This is a genomic window from Neorhizobium huautlense (genome assembly GCF_030811685.1).
Classification (GTDB): Bacteria; Pseudomonadota; Alphaproteobacteria; order Rhizobiales; family Rhizobiaceae; genus Neorhizobium; species Neorhizobium huautlense_A.
This window is the reverse complement of record NZ_JAUSRF010000007.1, coordinates 1-16211: the sequence shown is the minus strand read 5'-3', so window position 1 is coordinate 16211 and position 16211 is coordinate 1. Positions and strand designations below refer to the sequence as shown.

General features: G+C 59.7%; 20 protein-coding genes and 1 pseudogene. 17 read left to right on the top strand and 4 right to left on the bottom strand.

The genetic code is table 11. From position 1 onward, the window contains the following. Positions 1-166: 166 nt before the first annotated feature. Together J2T09_RS11905 and J2T09_RS11900 are read right to left on the bottom strand one after the other, a co-directional pair. Positions 167-1975, bottom strand: a pseudogene (locus J2T09_RS11905) (tetratricopeptide repeat protein); the annotation flags it as partial. A 146-nt stretch (positions 1976-2121) separates the two neighbouring features. Continuing rightward, positions 2122-3138 carry a polyprenyl synthetase family protein gene (locus tag J2T09_RS11900; protein WP_306834592.1) on the bottom strand — a complete coding sequence of 339 codons (1017 nt, stop codon included), beginning with the start codon at positions 3136-3138 and terminating at the stop codon, positions 2122-2124. A 102-nt stretch (positions 3139-3240) separates the two neighbouring features. On the opposite strand from J2T09_RS11900, the gene J2T09_RS11895 reads away from it, so the two are divergent. The 7 genes from J2T09_RS11895 (at position 3241) to J2T09_RS11865 (ending at position 7240) form a co-directional block, all read left to right on the top strand. Continuing rightward, positions 3241-3471 (top strand): putative signal transducing protein, encoded by a 231-nt coding sequence (locus J2T09_RS11895; RefSeq protein WP_306834590.1) that lies wholly within the window; start codon positions 3241-3243, stop codon positions 3469-3471. Next, a complete protein-coding gene (locus J2T09_RS11890; RefSeq protein ID WP_306834588.1) occupies positions 3468-4280 on the top strand; it encodes a tRNA1(Val) (adenine(37)-N6)-methyltransferase in 813 nt (270 codons plus the stop codon). The genes J2T09_RS11895 and J2T09_RS11890 overlap by 4 nt, the downstream gene beginning before the upstream one ends. Positions 4281-4375: 95 nt before the next feature. Continuing rightward, complete coding sequence (locus tag J2T09_RS11885; RefSeq protein WP_306834586.1) at positions 4376-5239, top strand: S49 family peptidase; 864 nt, start codon at positions 4376-4378, stop codon at positions 5237-5239. 27 nt (positions 5240-5266) lie between these two features. Further along, complete coding sequence (locus J2T09_RS11880) at positions 5267-5461, top strand: hypothetical protein (protein ID WP_132272831.1); 195 nt, start codon at positions 5267-5269, stop codon at positions 5459-5461. Positions 5462-5554: 93 nt separating this feature from the next. Next, positions 5555-5785: an AbrB/MazE/SpoVT family DNA-binding domain-containing protein gene (locus tag J2T09_RS11875; RefSeq protein ID WP_306834583.1), complete on the top strand. Its 231-nt coding sequence runs from the start codon at positions 5555-5557 to the stop codon at positions 5783-5785. Continuing rightward, positions 5785-6189 (top strand): PIN domain-containing protein, encoded by a 405-nt coding sequence (locus J2T09_RS11870; protein WP_306834581.1) that lies wholly within the window; start codon positions 5785-5787, stop codon positions 6187-6189. The genes J2T09_RS11875 and J2T09_RS11870 overlap by 1 nt, the downstream gene beginning before the upstream one ends. 115 nt (positions 6190-6304) lie before the next feature. Beyond that, positions 6305-7240 (top strand): glycine--tRNA ligase subunit alpha, encoded by a 936-nt coding sequence (locus J2T09_RS11865; protein WP_373458445.1) that lies wholly within the window; start codon positions 6305-6307, stop codon positions 7238-7240. Positions 7241-7272: 32 nt separating this feature from the next. On the opposite strand, the gene J2T09_RS11860 is transcribed toward J2T09_RS11865, so the two are convergent. After that, on the bottom strand, positions 7273-7563 hold the full coding sequence (locus J2T09_RS11860) for an addiction module antidote protein (protein ID WP_306834576.1): 291 nt from the start codon (positions 7561-7563) through the stop codon (positions 7273-7275). A 2-nt stretch (positions 7564-7565) separates the two neighbouring features. Then, positions 7566-7865 carry a type II toxin-antitoxin system RelE/ParE family toxin gene (locus J2T09_RS11855; RefSeq protein WP_306834574.1) on the bottom strand — a complete coding sequence of 100 codons (300 nt, stop codon included), beginning with the start codon at positions 7863-7865 and terminating at the stop codon, positions 7566-7568. Positions 7866-7988: 123 nt separating this feature from the next. On the opposite strand from J2T09_RS11855, the gene J2T09_RS11850 reads away from it, so the two are divergent. The 10 genes from J2T09_RS11850 (at position 7989) to J2T09_RS11805 (ending at position 15947) form a co-directional block, all read left to right on the top strand. Continuing rightward, positions 7989-8540 (top strand): LemA family protein, encoded by a 552-nt coding sequence (locus J2T09_RS11850; RefSeq protein WP_306834572.1) that lies wholly within the window; start codon positions 7989-7991, stop codon positions 8538-8540. 119 nt (positions 8541-8659) lie between these two features. Then, positions 8660-9913 carry a 3-phosphoshikimate 1-carboxyvinyltransferase gene (locus J2T09_RS11845; RefSeq protein WP_306834570.1) on the top strand — a complete coding sequence of 418 codons (1254 nt, stop codon included), beginning with the start codon at positions 8660-8662 and terminating at the stop codon, positions 9911-9913. A gap of 25 nt (positions 9914-9938) precedes the next feature. Beyond that, positions 9939-11891, top strand: coding sequence for a DUF2207 domain-containing protein (locus J2T09_RS11840; protein ID WP_306834568.1), 1953 nt, complete (start codon positions 9939-9941; stop codon positions 11889-11891). A 47-nt stretch (positions 11892-11938) separates the two neighbouring features. Continuing rightward, positions 11939-12220, top strand: coding sequence for a type II toxin-antitoxin system RelE/ParE family toxin (locus tag J2T09_RS11835; RefSeq protein ID WP_306834566.1), 282 nt, complete (start codon positions 11939-11941; stop codon positions 12218-12220). Positions 12221-12232: 12 nt separating this feature from the next. After that, the gene (locus J2T09_RS11830; RefSeq protein WP_306834564.1) at positions 12233-12529 is read left to right on the top strand and encodes a HigA family addiction module antitoxin; all 297 of its coding nucleotides are present in this window, start codon (positions 12233-12235) and stop codon (positions 12527-12529) included. 127 nt (positions 12530-12656) lie between these two features. After that, a complete protein-coding gene (gene glyS / locus J2T09_RS11825; RefSeq protein ID WP_306834562.1) occupies positions 12657-14810 on the top strand; it encodes a glycine--tRNA ligase subunit beta in 2154 nt (717 codons plus the stop codon). Positions 14811-14993: 183 nt separating this feature from the next. After that, positions 14994-15182 carry a type II toxin-antitoxin system RelE/ParE family toxin gene (locus J2T09_RS27590; RefSeq protein ID WP_373458430.1) on the top strand — a complete coding sequence of 63 codons (189 nt, stop codon included), beginning with the start codon at positions 14994-14996 and terminating at the stop codon, positions 15180-15182. Between the two features lies 1 nt (position 15183). After that, positions 15184-15498 carry a helix-turn-helix domain-containing transcriptional regulator gene (locus J2T09_RS11815; protein WP_306834559.1) on the top strand — a complete coding sequence of 105 codons (315 nt, stop codon included), beginning with the start codon at positions 15184-15186 and terminating at the stop codon, positions 15496-15498. 52 nt (positions 15499-15550) lie between these two features. Beyond that, entirely contained in the window at positions 15551-15802 is a 252-nt protein-coding gene (locus J2T09_RS11810; protein WP_306834557.1) for a type II toxin-antitoxin system ParD family antitoxin, read from the top strand. Beyond that, positions 15795-15947: a hypothetical protein gene (locus J2T09_RS11805; protein WP_306834555.1), complete on the top strand. Its 153-nt coding sequence runs from the start codon at positions 15795-15797 to the stop codon at positions 15945-15947. The genes J2T09_RS11810 and J2T09_RS11805 overlap by 8 nt, the downstream gene beginning before the upstream one ends. The last annotated feature ends 264 nt before the right edge of the window (positions 15948-16211 follow it).

Sequence of the window (16211 nt, the reverse complement as noted above, 5' to 3'; positions counted from 1 at the left end):
TTGCCTTGATCAGCTCGATGAACAGGTCGCCGTCGCCAAGCGCCTCATGCGCGATCTTCCACAGCGTGTCGCCGGGGTTAACCGTGTAATTGGTCGGCCTGGCTCCACCGTCTGCCGGCGGCGTGACGAGAGCCGTCTCGGCCGGAGGCGTGGTGGCAGGTGTCGCCGGTTCAGGCGTGGCCGAGGCGGCTTTTGCATTCGCCTTCATCGCCGCAAGCTGTGCCGCGTCGAGTTCCGGCAGGCCGTTTTCGATCTTCGCCTTGATTTTTGGAATTTCCGCTTCTTCGGGCTCCAGCGTCAGCGCGCGCTTCCACTGGTAATTGGCTTCCAGCTTGCGGTCCACGCGCCAATAGGCATCGCCCAGATGGTCGATGATGGCGGCGTCGCCGGCACGCAGCTGCGCGGCGCGCTCCAGCTCGGTTACGGCTTCGTCGAACTGGCCGAGGCGATAATGCGCCCAGCCGAGAGAATCGACGATGTAACCATCATCCGGCCGTGCCTCCACGGCCTTCCTGATCATCTCCATGCCCTCGTCGAGATTGCGGTTCATGTCGACGAAGGAATAACCGAGATAGTTCAGAACCTGCGGCTGGTTGGGGTTCAGTTCCAGCGACTTGCGGAAGGCAGGCTCCGCCTTGTCCCACTGTTTCAGGCGCTCATAGGCGATGCCCTGCTGGAAAAAGATCGTCCAGTCGGCGGGGCGGGCAATCGGGCCCACCACCTGCGCAGCCTTGTCGTAATTCTCCGCCATCGCCTTGTAGTCCTTGGCGTCGGAAAGAACCGCGCCATAGGCAAGGTAACTGCGCAAGTCGGCCGGATCGGAAGCGATGAGGTTCTTCAGGTGCTCGCGCGCCTTGTCCACTTCGCCGGTCTGGGCAAGCGTCAGGCCCAACTGCAGCTCGGAAATGCGGCGCATCGGCGAATCGGCCGGCACCTTTTCATAAAGCGCGATCGCCTGTTTAGGCTGTTCCAGCTTTTCGGCAATGCCGCCGAGCATGATCAGCGTGTCGGCGCTTTTCGGATCCAGCGCATGCGACATGTGCAGGTAGAGCGACACCATTTCTTCCGCGCCTTGGCGGTTCAGCGCACCGCCGACGGAAAACAGCACGGCGGCAGCCCCTTCGGTGGCCGTCGTCACCTGCTGGTCGGGTTTGTCACCGGCCTCGATGCTCTGGCGCAGCGCCTTCAGGGGCGCGTAATTGCTGATCAGCCGGTCGCCGACGGCAATCGTGTCGAGCGCCTTCTGTTTGTTGCCCTGGCTTGCTTCAAGGCGAGCCAAAGCCATGATCGCGCGCATAAACGTGTCGGGTGTGGTGGCGACGCCATCGTCATTGGTGATCGCCGCCGTCAGGCTGGAACGCGCCGCGTTGATATCGCCGGACACCAGCGCCATGGCGCCGAGATGGTAATCGGTGAAGACCTTGAACCAGACCGGGCCCTTGATGCCGCGCACCAGCGCCTGCGCTTCCTTGCCCTTGCCGGCGCCAACACGGGCCCATGCGGCCAGCAGTGTGTGGGTAATGCGGTCGAGGTCGTTGGTGCCCTTGTAGGTCAGCAGCTTTTCGGCTTCAGCGAATTTCTTGTTGCGGATATCGTCCAGCCCGCGAACGATGACGGTGATGCGCTCCACCGCCTCGTCTGCCTTCAGATCCTGTGCGATCGGCAGCGCGCCGTCGAAATCGCCGCTCATCAGCATGGCCAGCATCAGCCGTTCGCGGATTTCCGTATTGGCCGGTTCCAGCTCCAGTGCCTTGCGGTAAAGGGTGATGGCGTTCGGATAATCGTGGTCCACATCGGCGGTGCGTGCGGCGAGGAACGCGCCGGAAAAGGTGTTGACCTTGCCCGCATCAAAAGTCTGGGCCTCTTCGGTCGCCGGCTTTTCAGTACTGGCAGCGGCAAGCGCCTGGCCACCCAGCATGATGGCGGCGGCAAAGGCCGCGCCGGAAAGCAGACGAAGGGCGAATTGCTGCCGCATAAAAGTGCCTCTCATGAAAAGCGCAGGGCGACAGAATGGCCGCCGAAGGTACATGTACCGATGATTCACGATAGAATGGCTTTTTTGAAGCAGGTCCGCAAGAATATCGCGGAACCCGCTCTTTCCGCCCAATGTGTCGACAGGGGTCAGTTCACCCGGTCGATGCAGAAGTCGATGACCTCGAGAAGCGCTGATTTGTAAGCGGAATCAGGTAGCGGGGCGAGTGCGTCGCTGGCAATCGTGCCATAGTGCTTTGCTCGCGCAATCGTGTCCTTGAGACCGTTATATTTGGTGATCAGGGCCAGCGCCTTTTCGAGGTTTTCCTCGGTGCTTTCGCCGTTTTCGATCGCCTGACGCCAGAATGCGCGTTCCTCGGTCGTGCCGCGACGGTAGGAAAGGATGACCGGAAGGGTGATCTTGCCTTCGCGGAAATCGTCGCCGACATTCTTGCCGAGTTCTGCAGCCTTGCCGCCGTAATCCAGCGCATCATCGACCAGCTGGAAGGCGAGGCCGAGGTTCATGCCGTAGGAACGCAGCGCGCTGCGGCTGGCCTTGTCGGTGGCAGCGATGATCGGGCCCACTTCTGCGGCCGCCGCAAACAGCGCCGCCGTCTTGGCGCGGATGACGGACAGATAGTCGTCCTCGGTGGTTTCCATGTTCTTGGCGACGGAAAGCTGCAGCACTTCGCCTTCCGCGATCACCGATGCGGCGGTGGCGAGCACATCGAGCGCTTCCATGGAGCCGACTTCGACCATCATCTTGAAGGCCTGGCCGAGCAGGAAATCGCCGACAAGGACGCTCGCCTGATTGCCCCAGATGGTGCGGGCGGTGGATTTGCCACGGCGCAGGTCGCTTTCGTCGACCACGTCGTCATGCAGCAGCGTGGCCGTATGCATGAACTCGACCGAGGTGGCAAGCTTCACATGGCCTTCGCCCTCGTAACCGAACATGGCGGCGGAGGCGAGGGTGAGCATTGGCCGCAGGCGCTTGCCGCCGGATGAAATCAGGTGGTTGGCAACCTCCGGGATCATCTGTACGTCGGAGCCGGCCTTCGACAGGATCAGCTGGTTGACACGCTCCATGTCGCCCTTGGTCAGATCGACGAGGGGCTTGACCGAAGCCTGTTTGTTCTTGCTCTCTTCGAGCGGAATGACGACGCCCAAGAATGCGTACTCCTGTTCAAATTTTGCGGGGGACCATAGAAAGGGCAGGGTGAACCGGCAAGGGGCAAAAGGCTCCGTACCGGTGATTTTGAGGGAATTGTGATGATAGAACTGATCCGCACCAACGATGTCGTGCTGCTCTCCTTCGCCGAGAGCCTGATGCGCGACGCCGAAATTCCCTGCATGATCGCCGATCAGTCCATGAGCATATTGGAAGGTTCGCTCGGTTTGCTGCCCAAACGCCTGCTGGTGGCGGAGGATCTCGCCGATGAAGCGCGCAAGCTTCTGGTCGATGCCGGGCTGGAGCATGAATTGCGGGACGAGAAGAAGTGAGCAGCGAAAGACCTGCGCCCAAGACCGAAACGCTCGACGCCTTCCATCGCGGCGCCTTCCATGTGTTGCAGCCGAAAGGCGAGGGGCACCGCTCAGGTTCCGATGCCATGCTGCTGGCCTCGTTGGTGGCGCAGGAGGGGCCGATCACGGTTGCCGATATCGGCGCCGGTGCAGGTGCTGCCGGCATGGCGGTCGCCTCGCGTCTGGCCGGTGCGCAGGTGACGCTGGTGGAACGGTCATCGTTGATGGCCGATTATGCGCGCCGCAGCGTGGCGCTTGCCGAAAATGCGCATCTGGCGGATCGGGTATCGGTGATCGAAGCCGACGTGACCCTGACCGGCCGGGCGCGCGTTGCCGCTGGTCTTGCCGATCACAGTTTTGACCACGTCATCATGAACCCGCCCTTCAACAATGCCGATGACCGCACCACGCCTGACAGGTTGAAGGCGGAAGCGCATGCGATGACCGACGGCCTGTTCGAGGCGTGGCTGCGCACGGCAGGCGCCATCACGGTGGCCGGCGGGCAATTGTCGCTGATCGCGCGGCCGGAATCTGTTTCCGACATCATCGCCGCCTGCGGCAAGCGGTTTGGCGGTATCGAGATGACGCTCATTCATCCGCGCCCGGATGCAGATGCCACCCGCATTCTCCTCACCGCCATCAAGGGCTCGAAAGCGCGTCTCATTTTTCGAGCCCCGCTTTTCCTGCATGGCGAGGATGGTCATGCCTTCCTCGAACGCGCCGATAATCTCAACAATGGCCGCAGTGCTTATGCGCGTCGCACCGGCCGTCAGGCCCGTGTCGGGTAAGCGTGACGGTAATTTGACACGCTTATGGAACGCAGAGATTGCGCTGGCCGTTCAAATCCCTACATGAACAGCTGTTCGATTTGGAAGGATGACACATGGCCGGATTTCTGACACGCCTGCTGCCGAAACGCCTGCGCAAGAAGGGCGTTTCGATCCCCGTCGTGCGACTGCACGGCACGATCATGGCAGGCGGCAGCCAGTTCCGGCCGGCGCTCAATATCGCAACCGTTGCACCGCTGCTGGAAAAGGCGTTTGCCAAAAAGGATGCGCCGGTCGTCGCCATCTCCATCAATTCGCCCGGCGGCTCGCCGGTGCAGTCGCGGCTGATCTTCCAGCGCATCCGCTCGCTTGCCGGAGAAAAGGACAAGCGCGTGCTGATGTTCGTCGAGGATGTCGCGGCATCCGGCGGTTACATGATCGCGCTTGCCGGTGACGAAATCTTCGTCGACCCGACCTCGATCGTCGGTTCGATCGGCGTCGTGTCCGGTGGTTTCGGTTTTCCGGAAATGCTGAAGAAGATCGGCGTCGAACGCCGTGTCTACACGGCCGGTGAAAACAAGGTCATCCTCGATCCCTTCCAGCCGGAAAAGGAAGGCGATATCGAATACCTGAAAAGCCTGCAGCTGGAGATCCACAAGGTCTTTATCGACATGGTGAAGATGCGCCGTGGCGAACGGCTGGCCGATGAAGACACGATCTTTTCCGGCCTGTTCTGGACCGGCCTTCGCGGCGTCGAGCTCGGCCTTGTTGACGGCGCAGGCGAGATGCGCGAAACGCTGAAACGCCGCTACGGCCCGGATGCCAAGCTGGAACTGATCGGCGGCGGGCGCAACCTTTTTGGCCGTCGTGTGCCGGGTGTCGTTTCGCATGCCGGCGCGACCGAACTTGCGGCGGGTGCGGCATCGGGACTGGCGGCAACGCTGGAAGACAAGGCGATGTGGAGCCGTTACGGGCTCTGACAACAATCAAGAACGTCTGAGGGGACAATGGCGCAAATCATATTCCTGGCTATCCTCGTGGTGGGCGGCTGGATGATCTACAAAAAATTCGTCGGCGACGCGGAAAAGCTGACCGCACGCTCGAAGAAGGCCGAACGCGAACGCCAGACCGGCGCCATGGGCACCTTGGAAAAGGACCCGGTGACGGGGGAATACCGGGTGAAGCGCGAGGAAGAGGAATAGGGTTAGTTCAGCCGTATTTGGCTTGGAGCTTCGCTTCTTTCGCCATGCCATCGCCAATGGTATAAATGAGAACACCTTGTCCGGAGATGTCCCATGCGCGTAACCCGATGGAATGATGCGCTTGCCGTTCAAATCCCTGATGACGTTGCCAGATCGCTCGATTTGAAGGAGGGCGATGAGGTAACTGTGACCGTTGCCAATGAAACTTCGCAGGATGCTGTACGAAAAAACGCGAAAAAGCAGGCGCTTGAACGCATCAAGGCGTTGCAGCTCGAACTGCCCCCCGACTGGAAGTTTGATCGCGAAGAGGCCAATGCCCGCTGATGCCGGCGGTTGCGAATTTCCTTGATGCCAATGTTCTGGTTTATTCCACGACAGGCGGCGCCAAGGCCATCGTGGCTCAAAAGCTGATGAGCGAACCATTCGTCATCAGCACTCAGGCCCTCAATGAATTTGCAAATGTCGGACGGCGAAAACTTGGTTTGTCATGGGGCCGGATAACTCAGATTGTCTCGGACATGGCGGAAACCGCCGAAAGTGTCATTGCCGTTGAGCCGGACATGACCAAGACGGCTCTGAGGCTGGTTCAGCATTACAATCTGGCATTTTATGATGCGGTCATGATCGCAGCCGCGCTCAAGGCGGATTGCAGCATTTATTATTCCGAAGACCTTCACCACGGCCTCACCATTGATACCACCCTGACGATCCAGAACCCCTTCCTTTGACGGCCCTCCTTATAAAACCTTGACCCTCGCCGCCTTGCGTGGCACTCGTCCGCATCCTCAATCAAACGATGCCGATATGCCCATGACCGATCTGCCCGAACACATGGCCCCCCATATGGACCCCAAGCGCTCCTTTCAGGCGCTCATCCTGACGCTCCATAACTATTGGGCCGACAAGGGCTGCGCCGTTCTGCAGCCCTACGACATGGAAGTCGGCGCCGGCACGTTTCACCCGGCCACCACTTTGCGCGCGCTTGGTCCAAAACCGTGGAAGGCCGCTTATGTGCAGCCGTCGCGCCGTCCGTCGGATGGCCGTTATGGTGAAAATCCCAACCGGTTGCAGCATTATTACCAGTATCAGGTCATCCTGAAGCCGAACCCGTCCAACCTGCAGGAGCTTTATCTCGGCTCGCTGAAGGCGATCGGTCTCGATCCGCTTCTGCACGATGTGCGTTTCGTGGAAGACGACTGGGAAAGCCCGACGCTGGGTGCCTGGGGCCTCGGCTGGGAATGCTGGTGCGATGGCATGGAAGTCTCGCAGTTCACCTATTTCCAGCAGGTCTGCGGCATCGAATGCTCGCCGGTTGCCGGTGAGCTGACCTATGGTCTGGAGCGCCTCGCCATGTATGTTCAGGGCGTCGACAATGTCTACGACCTGAACTTCAACGGTCGCGAAGGCGAAGAGAAGATCTCTTACGGCGACGTCTTCCTGCAGGCGGAGCAGGAATATTCCCGCCACAACTTTGAAGCCGCCAATACCGAAATGCTGCATCGCCATTTCATCGATGCGGAAAAGGAATGCCTGGCGCTTCTGGCTTTCGGTGCGCCGGTCGAAAACTCTAACCAGATGCTGCACAAATGCGTCTTCCCGGCATACGACCAGTGCATCAAGGCATCCCACGTCTTCAACCTCCTGGATGCCCGCGGCGTGATCTCGGTCACTGAACGCCAGAGCTATATCCTGCGTGTGCGCACGCTGGCCAAGGCGTGCGGCGAGGCGTTTCTGCTGACCGATGCCGGTGGCGCGAACCTGGGTGACAAGGCGGCCTGAGGCTGCCTTTGCGAAATCGGCGGTGCCGTCCGTCAGGCGGCGTCGCTCTTTTCCAGCGAGAGCCGGAAACCGAGAGCCTGAACCACTTTTTGCACGGTCTCATAGCGCAGCTTCGAGCCGGATTTCAGTGCCTTGTAAAGACTTTCGCGGCCAAGGCCGGAAAGCTCCGCCACCTCCGACATGCCCCGTGCTTTGGCCACATGCCCGAGGGCGGCGATAAACACGTTTGGGTTTTCATTCCCCATCGCTAGCTCGAGGTAGTCCAGCATGTCTTCGGGAGTGTCGAGATAATCGGCGATTTCAAACGGGCTGGTGTTTGTCATGACTACTCTTTCCCGATTGTGGCGGCCATGTCGATCGCTCGCCGAATATCGCGTTTCTGCGTTGATTTGTCGCCGCCGATCAGCAGCAGGTAAACGGTCTGGCCGCGGCGCGTGTAGTAGACCCGGTAACCTGGCCCGTAATGGATGCGCATTTCAAACACGCCGCCGCCAACTGGCTCACGATCGCCGAAATGCCCCTGTTCGGCCGAGGTAAGACGATCAAGGATCAGTAGCTTTCCGGTCCTGTCTTTCAGCGACCTCAGCCAGTCGTTGAACTGTGATGTTCTCTCGAAGCGATACATGATGATTGTATCCGACTAGATACGAATTTTCAATCGGTCCTGGCCACCCAATGTTTCCGCAGCCTCGCTCTTCAATAACGCGCGGATTGCATTAGATATACCTCGGAAACAGGGGATCTCCGCATGTATATCATTCTCGGCATCATCGTCGTCGCAGCGCTTTACGTCGTCATGATCTATAACGGCCTCGTCAAATCCCGGCAGATGGCCGAGGAGGCGTGGTCGGGCATCGATGTGCAGCTGAAGCGTCGCGCCGATCTCATCCCCAATCTCATCGAAACCGTCAAAGGCTATGCCGCCCACGAAAAATCGACCTTCGAGGAGGTCGTAGCCCTGCGCAACCGGGCGCAGGCGGTGCCGACGGGTGATGTCGAGGGCAGGGCGGTGGCTGAGGGCATGCTCTCGCAGGCGCTCGGAAAGCTGTTCGCGCTGGCCGAAGCCTATCCTGATCTGAAAGCCAACCAGAATTTTCTCGAACTGCAAAACTCGCTGGAAACGCTGGAAAGCGAAATCCAGATGTCGCGGCGCTATTACAATGGTGCCGCGCGTGACCTGAACGTCAAGGTCGAAAGCTTTCCGTCCAACCTCGTGGCCGGCCAGTTCGGGTTTGCCAAGAAGCCTTTCTTCGAGATCACCAACGAAGCCGATCGCGCGGTCCCATCTGTCAAGTTCTGATCGTGCGCCTTCCCGGTGCTTCCCCTTTTGGCGGCGACGGTCTATGACGCTGCCACACGATATTCTGGCCTGAAAACCCAGCCGCTACCTAAGGCCGCTGGGCGAGAGATGCGAAAACAATGCCCAAGGAAAAGCTGACCATCGTCCCCCATCCGGCGCCGCTTTCCGGCCGTGCCGTGCCGCCCGGCTCGAAATCGATCACCAACCGCGCGCTGCTGCTGGCCGGCCTCGCCAAGGGCACTAGCCGGCTCACCGGCGCGCTGAAAAGCGATGACACGCGCTATATGGCGGACGCCCTGTGCGCCATGGGCGTGACGGTCGAAGAGCCGGATGCGACGACCTTTGTCGTCACCGGCAATGGCGAACTGAAAGCGCCGGAAGCATCGCTTTTCCTCGGCAATGCCGGCACCGCCACTCGCTTCTTGACTGCGGCGCTCGCGCTCGGCCATGGCCGTTATGTGGTCGATGGCGACGAGCATATGCACAAGCGGCCGATCAAGCCGCTGGTCGATGCGCTGAAATCGCTGGGTGTTTCCATCGAAGCCCCCACCGGCTGCCCGCCGGTCACCATCGATGCCAACGGCACATTTGCCAGCAACAAGGTCGTCATCGATGCCGGCCTGTCGAGCCAGTATGTCTCCGCCCTGCAGATGGCAGCCGCTTGCGGTTCCGAACCTTTCACCATCGAGCTTGCCGGTGCCGATATCGGTGCGCGCGGTTATATCGACCTGACGCTGGCGGCCATGCGCGCCTTCGGTGCAAAGGTCTCGCAGCCGACGCCGTCCTCCTGGGTGATCGAACCGACGGGCTATACGGCCACCGATTTCGTCGTCGAGCCGGATGCCTCCGCCGCCACCTATCTCTGGGCTGCCGAAGTGCTGACCCAAGGGAAAATCGATCTCGGCGTCGCCAACGAGGATTTTACCCAGCCGGACGCAAAGGCCTTCGATGTCATCCGCCAGTTTCCGAACCTGCCGGCCGAAATCGACGGTTCGCAGATGCAGGATGCGGTGCCGACCATCGCCGTTCTTGCCGCGTTCAACGAAACGCCGGTGCGTTTTATCGGCATCGCCAACCTGCGCGTCAAGGAATGCGACCGTATCCGCGCCGTCTCGACGGGCCTGAACAATATCCGCGAGGGGCTGGCCACCGAAGAGGGTGACGACCTCATCGTCGCCTCCGATCCGTCACTCGCCGGTCAGACGCTGCCGGCCGATATCGACACGTTTGCCGATCACCGCATCGCCATGAGCTTTGCGCTGGCAGGCTTGAAGATCGGCGGTATCACCATTCTGGATCCGGATTGCGTGGGCAAAACCTTCCCGGAATATTGGGATGTCCTGTCCTCGCTCGGCGTTTCCATCGAGGACTGATTTCAGAAGCAGGAGAAGAGTGTTGATGCGACGGATTTCCGCCTTTGGTCTTGCTCTTCTCCTGTTGCTGGCCTTGCCACTCGCGGTTTTGGCGCGCGAGGAAATCCTTACCTACCATTCCGATGTGGTGGTGGAGCCGGATGGTGCCTTCACGGTCACGGAAACCATCCGGGTCAATGCCGAGGGGTTTGATATCCGCCGCGGCATTTTTCGCGATTTTCCACTGCGGGCCCGCGCCCAGTCGGGCCGGTTGATCACCGCTGGTTTCGAGCTCCTCTCGGTCATGCGCGACGGCCGGCCGGAATCCTCGCATACGGAAAACATTTCCGGCGGCATCCGCATCTATGCCGGCAATGAAAACACCCGCCTGTCGCCCGGCGTCTATACTTATACGATCCGTTATCGCACCGATCGCTGGATCCTGCGTTATGACGATCAGGATGAGGTCTACTGGAACGTCAACGGCACCGGCTGGAAGTTCCCGATCCGAAAGGTGTCGGCCGCCGTGCATCTGCCCGGATCGACCGCCCCCATCGCCACCGACTATTTCACTGGCGGTTATGGCGCGGAAGGCAAGGATGCCCGCGTGCGGGTAAACGGTAACACCGCCTTTTTCGAAACCACGCGTCCTTTTGCCGCCGGGGAGAACCTGACGGTGCTGGTCGGTTTGCCCAAGGGCGGCATTCCCGAACCGACCGCCTCGGAAAATTTCTGGCTGTTCGTGCGCGATCATGCCGGCTGGTTTATCGGTGCCATCGCTGTCGCGATCGTCGGCCTCTATTACTGGTGGGCATGGAGCCGCGTTGGCCGCGACCCCGAAAAAGGCGTGGTCGTGCCGCGCTGGGATGCACCGGAGGGCCTGTCTCCGGCGCTGGTCAATTACGTGGAAAACAAGGGCTTTTCCGGTGCCGGCTGGACGGCTTTTTCCGCAACGCTTCTGCATCTGGCGGTCGGCGGTTATGTCGAGCTTGATGATTTCGACAGCGATATCGTCATCCGCCGCACGGAAAAACCGGCGCCAGCAGATCTGCCGTCGGGCCAGAAGGCGATCCTTTCCGATATCGGCAAGCCGGGGCAAAAATTCACCATCAGCAAGGCCAATGGCCCATTGGTACAGCTCCTCGGCAGCCGTTTCCGCGCCGCCATCGAGCGCGAACATCGCGGCAGATATTACGTCACCAATATGGGCCATGTTCTGGCCGGCATCGCGCTCAGCCTCGCGGTTCTGGTGCCGCTTTTTATCTATGGCGGCTTGTCGATCGACGGGTTCGCCGCAGTGGGAATGCCCATCTGGATCGCGGCATTCATGAGCTATTCCTTCGTCCGCCTGATCGGCAAGGGGCTGCGCCGTCAAGCGGCGCTTGGTCAGCGCATTTATTCCATCATCGTTCTCGCCATCGTCAGTTTTTCCGTGCTGGTGCTGATCGCGGGATCGGGTGTCATGCACTTGCTGGGCGAGTTGCTGCATGGCGGCGATATCGGTGCACCCGTGGCGATCGCTGCCATTGTCCTGATCAACCTCGTGTTCTTTTTCCTGATGGGCGCGCCGACCCCGCTCGGCCAGAAACTCATGGACGGTATCGAAGGTCTGCGCCTTTATCTCACGGTCGCCGAAAAGGACCGCATGAACATGGCCGGCGCCCCAACCATGTCGCCACAGCATTTTGAGAAACTGCTGCCTTATGCGGTGGCGCTCGGCGTGGAAAAACCGTGGTCCCAGGCATTTGAAAACTGGCTCGCGGCCGCCGGTGCTGGTGCTGCTGCAGGTGCTGCTTTCTCCTACAGTCCGGGTTGGTACCACGGCGGCTCCATGGGGGATTTCTCCGGCCGTGTCAGCAACTTCTCGTCCTCCATGGCCTCGACCATTTCCTCCACCATTCCGGCGCCCAAAACCAGTTCCGGCGGTGGCGGCGGATTTTCGGGAGGCGGCGGTTTTTCCGGTGGCGGAGGCGGCGGCGGCGGTGGTGGCGGCTGGTGAGAATTGATTTTTGTATCGTGAAGTGATACATTTTTGGGGCGGCACAGATGATACGATCCTATGCCAATGCCATGACGCAAGAGATCGCCAAAGGGCATGCCCCTAAAGGTTTTCCAGCTGATCTGGCCCGGCGGGCGGTGGTCAAGCTGACGATGATCGAAAACGCTGTTGAACTTCGAGATTTGCGCTCTCCACCAGGTAACCGTCTGGAAGCCTTGAAGGGAGATCGTAAAGGCCAGCATTCGATCCGCATCAACGACCAGTGGCGGGTCTGTTTTTTATGGACGCAAGCAGGCGCGGAAAATGTCGAGATCATCGATTATCACTAAAGGGCAAGAGAAATGAAAAGCCTGCTTCCTCCGGTTCATCCCGGCGAAATTTTGAAAACGGAGTATCTGGATGAGCTCGGCTTGAGTGCTGGCGCGCTTGCCCGCAAGCTCCATGTTCCACGCACCCGCATTGAAAGGCTGGTTGCAGAACAGTCTCCGGTGACGATCGATACGGCGCTTCGTCTGGCGCGTTATTTCGATACCACCCCGCAATTCTGGATGAACCTGCAGGTCAGTTATGATCTGAAAATCGCAGAGGTGGAAAAGCGGGAAGAACTGGAAGCGATCCCGGTCATTGATGCGGCCTGATAGGCGCGTTGCGCATTCGGTTTGCGACACGCGTCTTTCCCCAATCCAAGTGGTGACTTTTGTCCCCCGGCTTGCTAGAGCCAGCACAGCCATCTTTCCCGTGAAATTCACATAAAAGTTGAATTCTATGCCCGATCTCCTGCTTGAACTTCGCTCCGAGGAAATTCCTGCCCGCATGCAGCGCAAGGCGGCGGGAGACCTGAAAAAGCTCGTCACCGACGCGCTGGTGGATGCAGGCCTCACTTACGAGGGTGCGCGCGAATACTGGACGCCGCGCCGCCTGACGCTGGATATAAGAGGCCTCACCGCCCGCTCCGCCGATCAGCGCGAAGAGATCAAGGGCCCCTCGACCAAGGCACCCGAACAGGCGGTCGCCGGTTTTCTGCGCAAGGCGGGTCTTTCCGATGTGTCCGAGGCGCAGGTCGTGTCCGACCCGAAAAAGGGCGATTTCTATGTCGCCGTGGTCTCGAAACCCGGCCGTGCCGCGGAAGAGATCATTTCGGACGTGATGCCCGGCATCATCCGCACCTTCCCCTGGCCGAAGTCGATGCGTTCGGGTTTCGCCTCCATGCCGAAGGGCATGGTCTATGGCGGCATCGACGGCAAGGGTTCGGAAAGCCTGCGCTGGGTACGTCCGCTGCAGTCGATCGTCTGCCTGTTCGGCCCCGAACATGACGAAACGCAAATCATCCCGTTCGAGATCGACGGTATCGTCGCCGGCAATGTCACCTACGGCCATCGTTTCCACGCGCCTGATGCCATCACCGTGCGTCGCTTCGATGATTACGTCTCGAGCCTGGAAAAGGCAAAAGTCATGCTGGATGCGGATCGCCGCAAGGACATGATCCTGCACGACGCCCGTGACATCGCTTTCGCCAACGGCCTGGAACTGGTCGAAGACGAAGGTCTGCTGGAAGAAGTGTCGGGCCTTGTCGAATGGCCGCATGTGCTGATGGGCACGTTCGAGGAGGATTACCTGCAGATCCCGGCGGAAATCATCCGCCTGACCATCAAGACCAACCAGAAATGTTTTGTCACCCGTCCGCAGGGTGCCGAAGAAGGCCTTTCGAACCGTTTCATCCTGATTTCCAACATCGACGCCAAGGATGGCGGCAAGGAAATCATGCACGGCAATGGCAAGGTTGTTCGCGCACGCCTGTCCGATGCCAAGCATTTCTGGACCCGCGACCAGGGCGACCTGCCGGATCTCGAGACACTCAAGGCATCGGCGGAAAAATTCGGTCTGGACCTCAAAAAGCCGCTCGACCAGCGCATGGCAAAACTCGATGCGCTGAACGTCACCTTCCATGCCAAGCTCGGTAGCCAGGGTGAGCGCGTCGACCGCATCCGCGCGCTGGCAAAACAGCTTGCCGCGATTACCGGTGCCGATGCCGCTCTGGTGGATCGCGCAGTGGTGCTGGCAAAAGCGGACCTGCGCACCGAAGCGGTGGGCGAATTCCCCGAGCTTCAGGGCCTGATGGGCCGCCGTTACGCGCTGCTTCAGGGCGAGGATGCCTCCGTTGCCGCTGCCATCGAAGACCACTGGAAGCCCAACGGCCCCTCCGACCGTCTGCCGGAAGACAAAGTGGGCCTGACGGTTGCGCTCGCCGACAAGCTGGACACGCTGACCGGTTTCTGGGCCATCGACGAAAAGCCGACGGGCTCGAAGGATCCGTATGCGCTGCGCCGCGCGGCGCTGGGCGTGGTGCGCATCATTCTGGAGCGGAAGGTAAGGCTGCCGCTGCTTTCCGTCGTCAAGGATGCCGATCTCCTCTCCTTCTTCCACGACCGCCTGAAAGTCTATCTGCGTGATATGGGCGCGCGCCACGACATCATCGATGCCGTGCTGACGCCCGAGGCCGACGATCTTCTGCTGGTCGCCCGCCGCGCCGAAGCGCTGACCGCCTTCGTCTCATCGGAAGACGGCAAAAACCTGCTGGCCGGCACCAAGCGCGCCACGCAGCTGCTTGCCGCAGAAGAAAAGAAGGGCACCGTGGTTGCGACAAGCGTTTCGGAAACGCTGCTGACGCTCGACGCCGAAAAAGCGCTCTGGGCGGCCATCACCGCTGCCTCGAAGGAAGCTTCGGAAGCCGTCGCCAAGGAGGACTTTATCGCCGCCATGGAAGCGCTCTCCAAGTTGCGTGCGCCGGTCGATAAATTCTTCGAGGATGTTCTGGTCAACGACGAAGACAACGCCATCCGCGCCAACCGTCTGGCTCTGCTCAAGGCCATCCGAGAGGCGACCGGCACGGTTGCGGATTTCTCGAAGATTTCGGGGTAAGGCGGGTTTTAAATCTCTTGGATGATGGTGACGCAAGTGTTACCATCGTCTCATGAAGATTGCCGAGTATCTGGATGATAGCGGTAAAAGTCCGTTTGGGCGCTGGTTCGAACGGATCGATTTCCATGCTGCTTCGAAAGTGACCATAGCTCTGGCACGCATGGACAGGGAAATCTTTCCAATGTGAAATCGGTGGGCTCGGGCGTCTTCGAATATCGTATCGATTTCGGGCCGGGTTACCGGCTCTACTTCGGCCGCGATGGCGAACAGCTTGTCATTCTTCTGATCGGCGGAACCAAGCAGCGGCAGCAGGATGATATCGCTACGGCCCAGACCTATTGGCGGGATTACAAATTCCGGAAAGGACGCTGACATGGCATTGACCCGCGAGTTCAAGCAAACGGTAAAAGCGCGGCTGGACAGCGATCCGGCATTCCGCGCTGCCTTGTTGTCCGATGCCATTTCGGTCCTGCTTGAAGGGGATGTCGAGACAGGCAAGAGCGTTCTGCGTGATTTCATAAATGCGACTGTCGGTTTTGAAGCGCTGGCGCAGGAAGTTGGAGTGCCGGCGAAAAGCCTGATGCGGATGTTTGGACCCAAGGGTAATCCGCGTGCCGACAATCTGTTTGCCGTCATCCATAAGCTCCAGCAGAGTTCCGGCATTCAGCTTGCTGTCGCCGCCGCCTGACAAGGCTTCCGTGCCGTGTTAAGTTACTGCCTCCATCCGCCCCGGAGCCGTCATGAACAAGCCTGTGCAAGTGACGATCGGTGAACACGCCGCAAGCTTTGTTGCGCGCGAACTGGAAAGCGGGCGTTGCGAAACTGCCGATGATGTCATTGAGGCTGGCCTTCGAATGCTCGAAGACGAGCAGATGAAGATCGAGCGGTTGCGCGAATTGCTGATCGAAAGCGAGAATAACGGCCCCGGCAACCTCTTTGATCGTGAAGCGCTGATGGCTTCCTTCCGTGCTTCGCGGGCCAAGAATGGCTGAGATCAAGCCACCTCTCAAGGACGAGGATCAGGCTAAATACGCAAAGCTGCGTGAAGCTCTCAGCGATGGTGTGAGAAGCGGTGAGCCGCGTTATGTCGACCGGACTGAGTTTGCAGATTTGATGCTGAAGAAATATGGACAATGAGGCGATATCGTTCCAGCCGGAAAACTCTCCTCCCTGAAAACGAGAAAACCGCCAGCACCTTTCGGTACTGACGGCTTTCCCACCCCGCGTCCCCCGCGTAGCTCGTAATTATTCCTAAAGCGTGTCGCATCTAACAGGATTCGGGATTACGGTTTTGCTTGATCTGTGATTCACTTTGCCCATGGAAGGAGAAGCGCCATGGGCAAACCGCATCCGATGGAGTTGCGTGAGCGTGTCGTTGCGTTTGTGAATGAGGGTAATAGT

Coding starts and splice junctions, on each gene's coding strand:
- J2T09_RS11880 (WP_132272831.1), top strand. CDS start 5,267: ATGGCGCAAATCATATTCCTGGCTATCCTCGTGGTGGGCGGCTGGATG.
- J2T09_RS11845 (WP_306834570.1), top strand. CDS start 8,660: ATGCCCAAGGAAAAGCTGACCATCGTCCCCCATCCGGCGCCGCTTTCC.
- J2T09_RS11875 (WP_306834583.1), top strand. CDS start 5,555: ATGCGCGTAACCCGATGGAATGATGCGCTTGCCGTTCAAATCCCTGAT.
- J2T09_RS11805 (WP_306834555.1), top strand. CDS start 15,795: ATGGCTGAGATCAAGCCACCTCTCAAGGACGAGGATCAGGCTAAATAC.
- glyS (WP_306834562.1), top strand. CDS start 12,657: ATGCCCGATCTCCTGCTTGAACTTCGCTCCGAGGAAATTCCTGCCCGC.
- J2T09_RS11865 (WP_373458445.1), top strand. CDS start 6,305: ATGGACCCCAAGCGCTCCTTTCAGGCGCTCATCCTGACGCTCCATAAC.
- J2T09_RS11850 (WP_306834572.1), top strand. CDS start 7,989: ATGTATATCATTCTCGGCATCATCGTCGTCGCAGCGCTTTACGTCGTC.
- J2T09_RS11860 (WP_306834576.1), bottom strand. CDS start 7,563: ATGACAAACACCAGCCCGTTTGAAATCGCCGATTATCTCGACACTCCC.
- J2T09_RS11835 (WP_306834566.1), top strand. CDS start 11,939: ATGATACGATCCTATGCCAATGCCATGACGCAAGAGATCGCCAAAGGG.
- J2T09_RS11870 (WP_306834581.1), top strand. CDS start 5,785: ATGCCGGCGGTTGCGAATTTCCTTGATGCCAATGTTCTGGTTTATTCC.
- J2T09_RS11855 (WP_306834574.1), bottom strand. CDS start 7,865: ATGTATCGCTTCGAGAGAACATCACAGTTCAACGACTGGCTGAGGTCG.
- J2T09_RS11830 (WP_306834564.1), top strand. CDS start 12,233: ATGAAAAGCCTGCTTCCTCCGGTTCATCCCGGCGAAATTTTGAAAACG.
- J2T09_RS11895 (WP_306834590.1), top strand. CDS start 3,241: ATGATAGAACTGATCCGCACCAACGATGTCGTGCTGCTCTCCTTCGCC.
- J2T09_RS11885 (WP_306834586.1), top strand. CDS start 4,376: ATGGCCGGATTTCTGACACGCCTGCTGCCGAAACGCCTGCGCAAGAAG.
- J2T09_RS11815 (WP_306834559.1), top strand. CDS start 15,184: ATGGCATTGACCCGCGAGTTCAAGCAAACGGTAAAAGCGCGGCTGGAC.
- J2T09_RS11810 (WP_306834557.1), top strand. CDS start 15,551: ATGAACAAGCCTGTGCAAGTGACGATCGGTGAACACGCCGCAAGCTTT.
- J2T09_RS11840 (WP_306834568.1), top strand. CDS start 9,939: ATGCGACGGATTTCCGCCTTTGGTCTTGCTCTTCTCCTGTTGCTGGCC.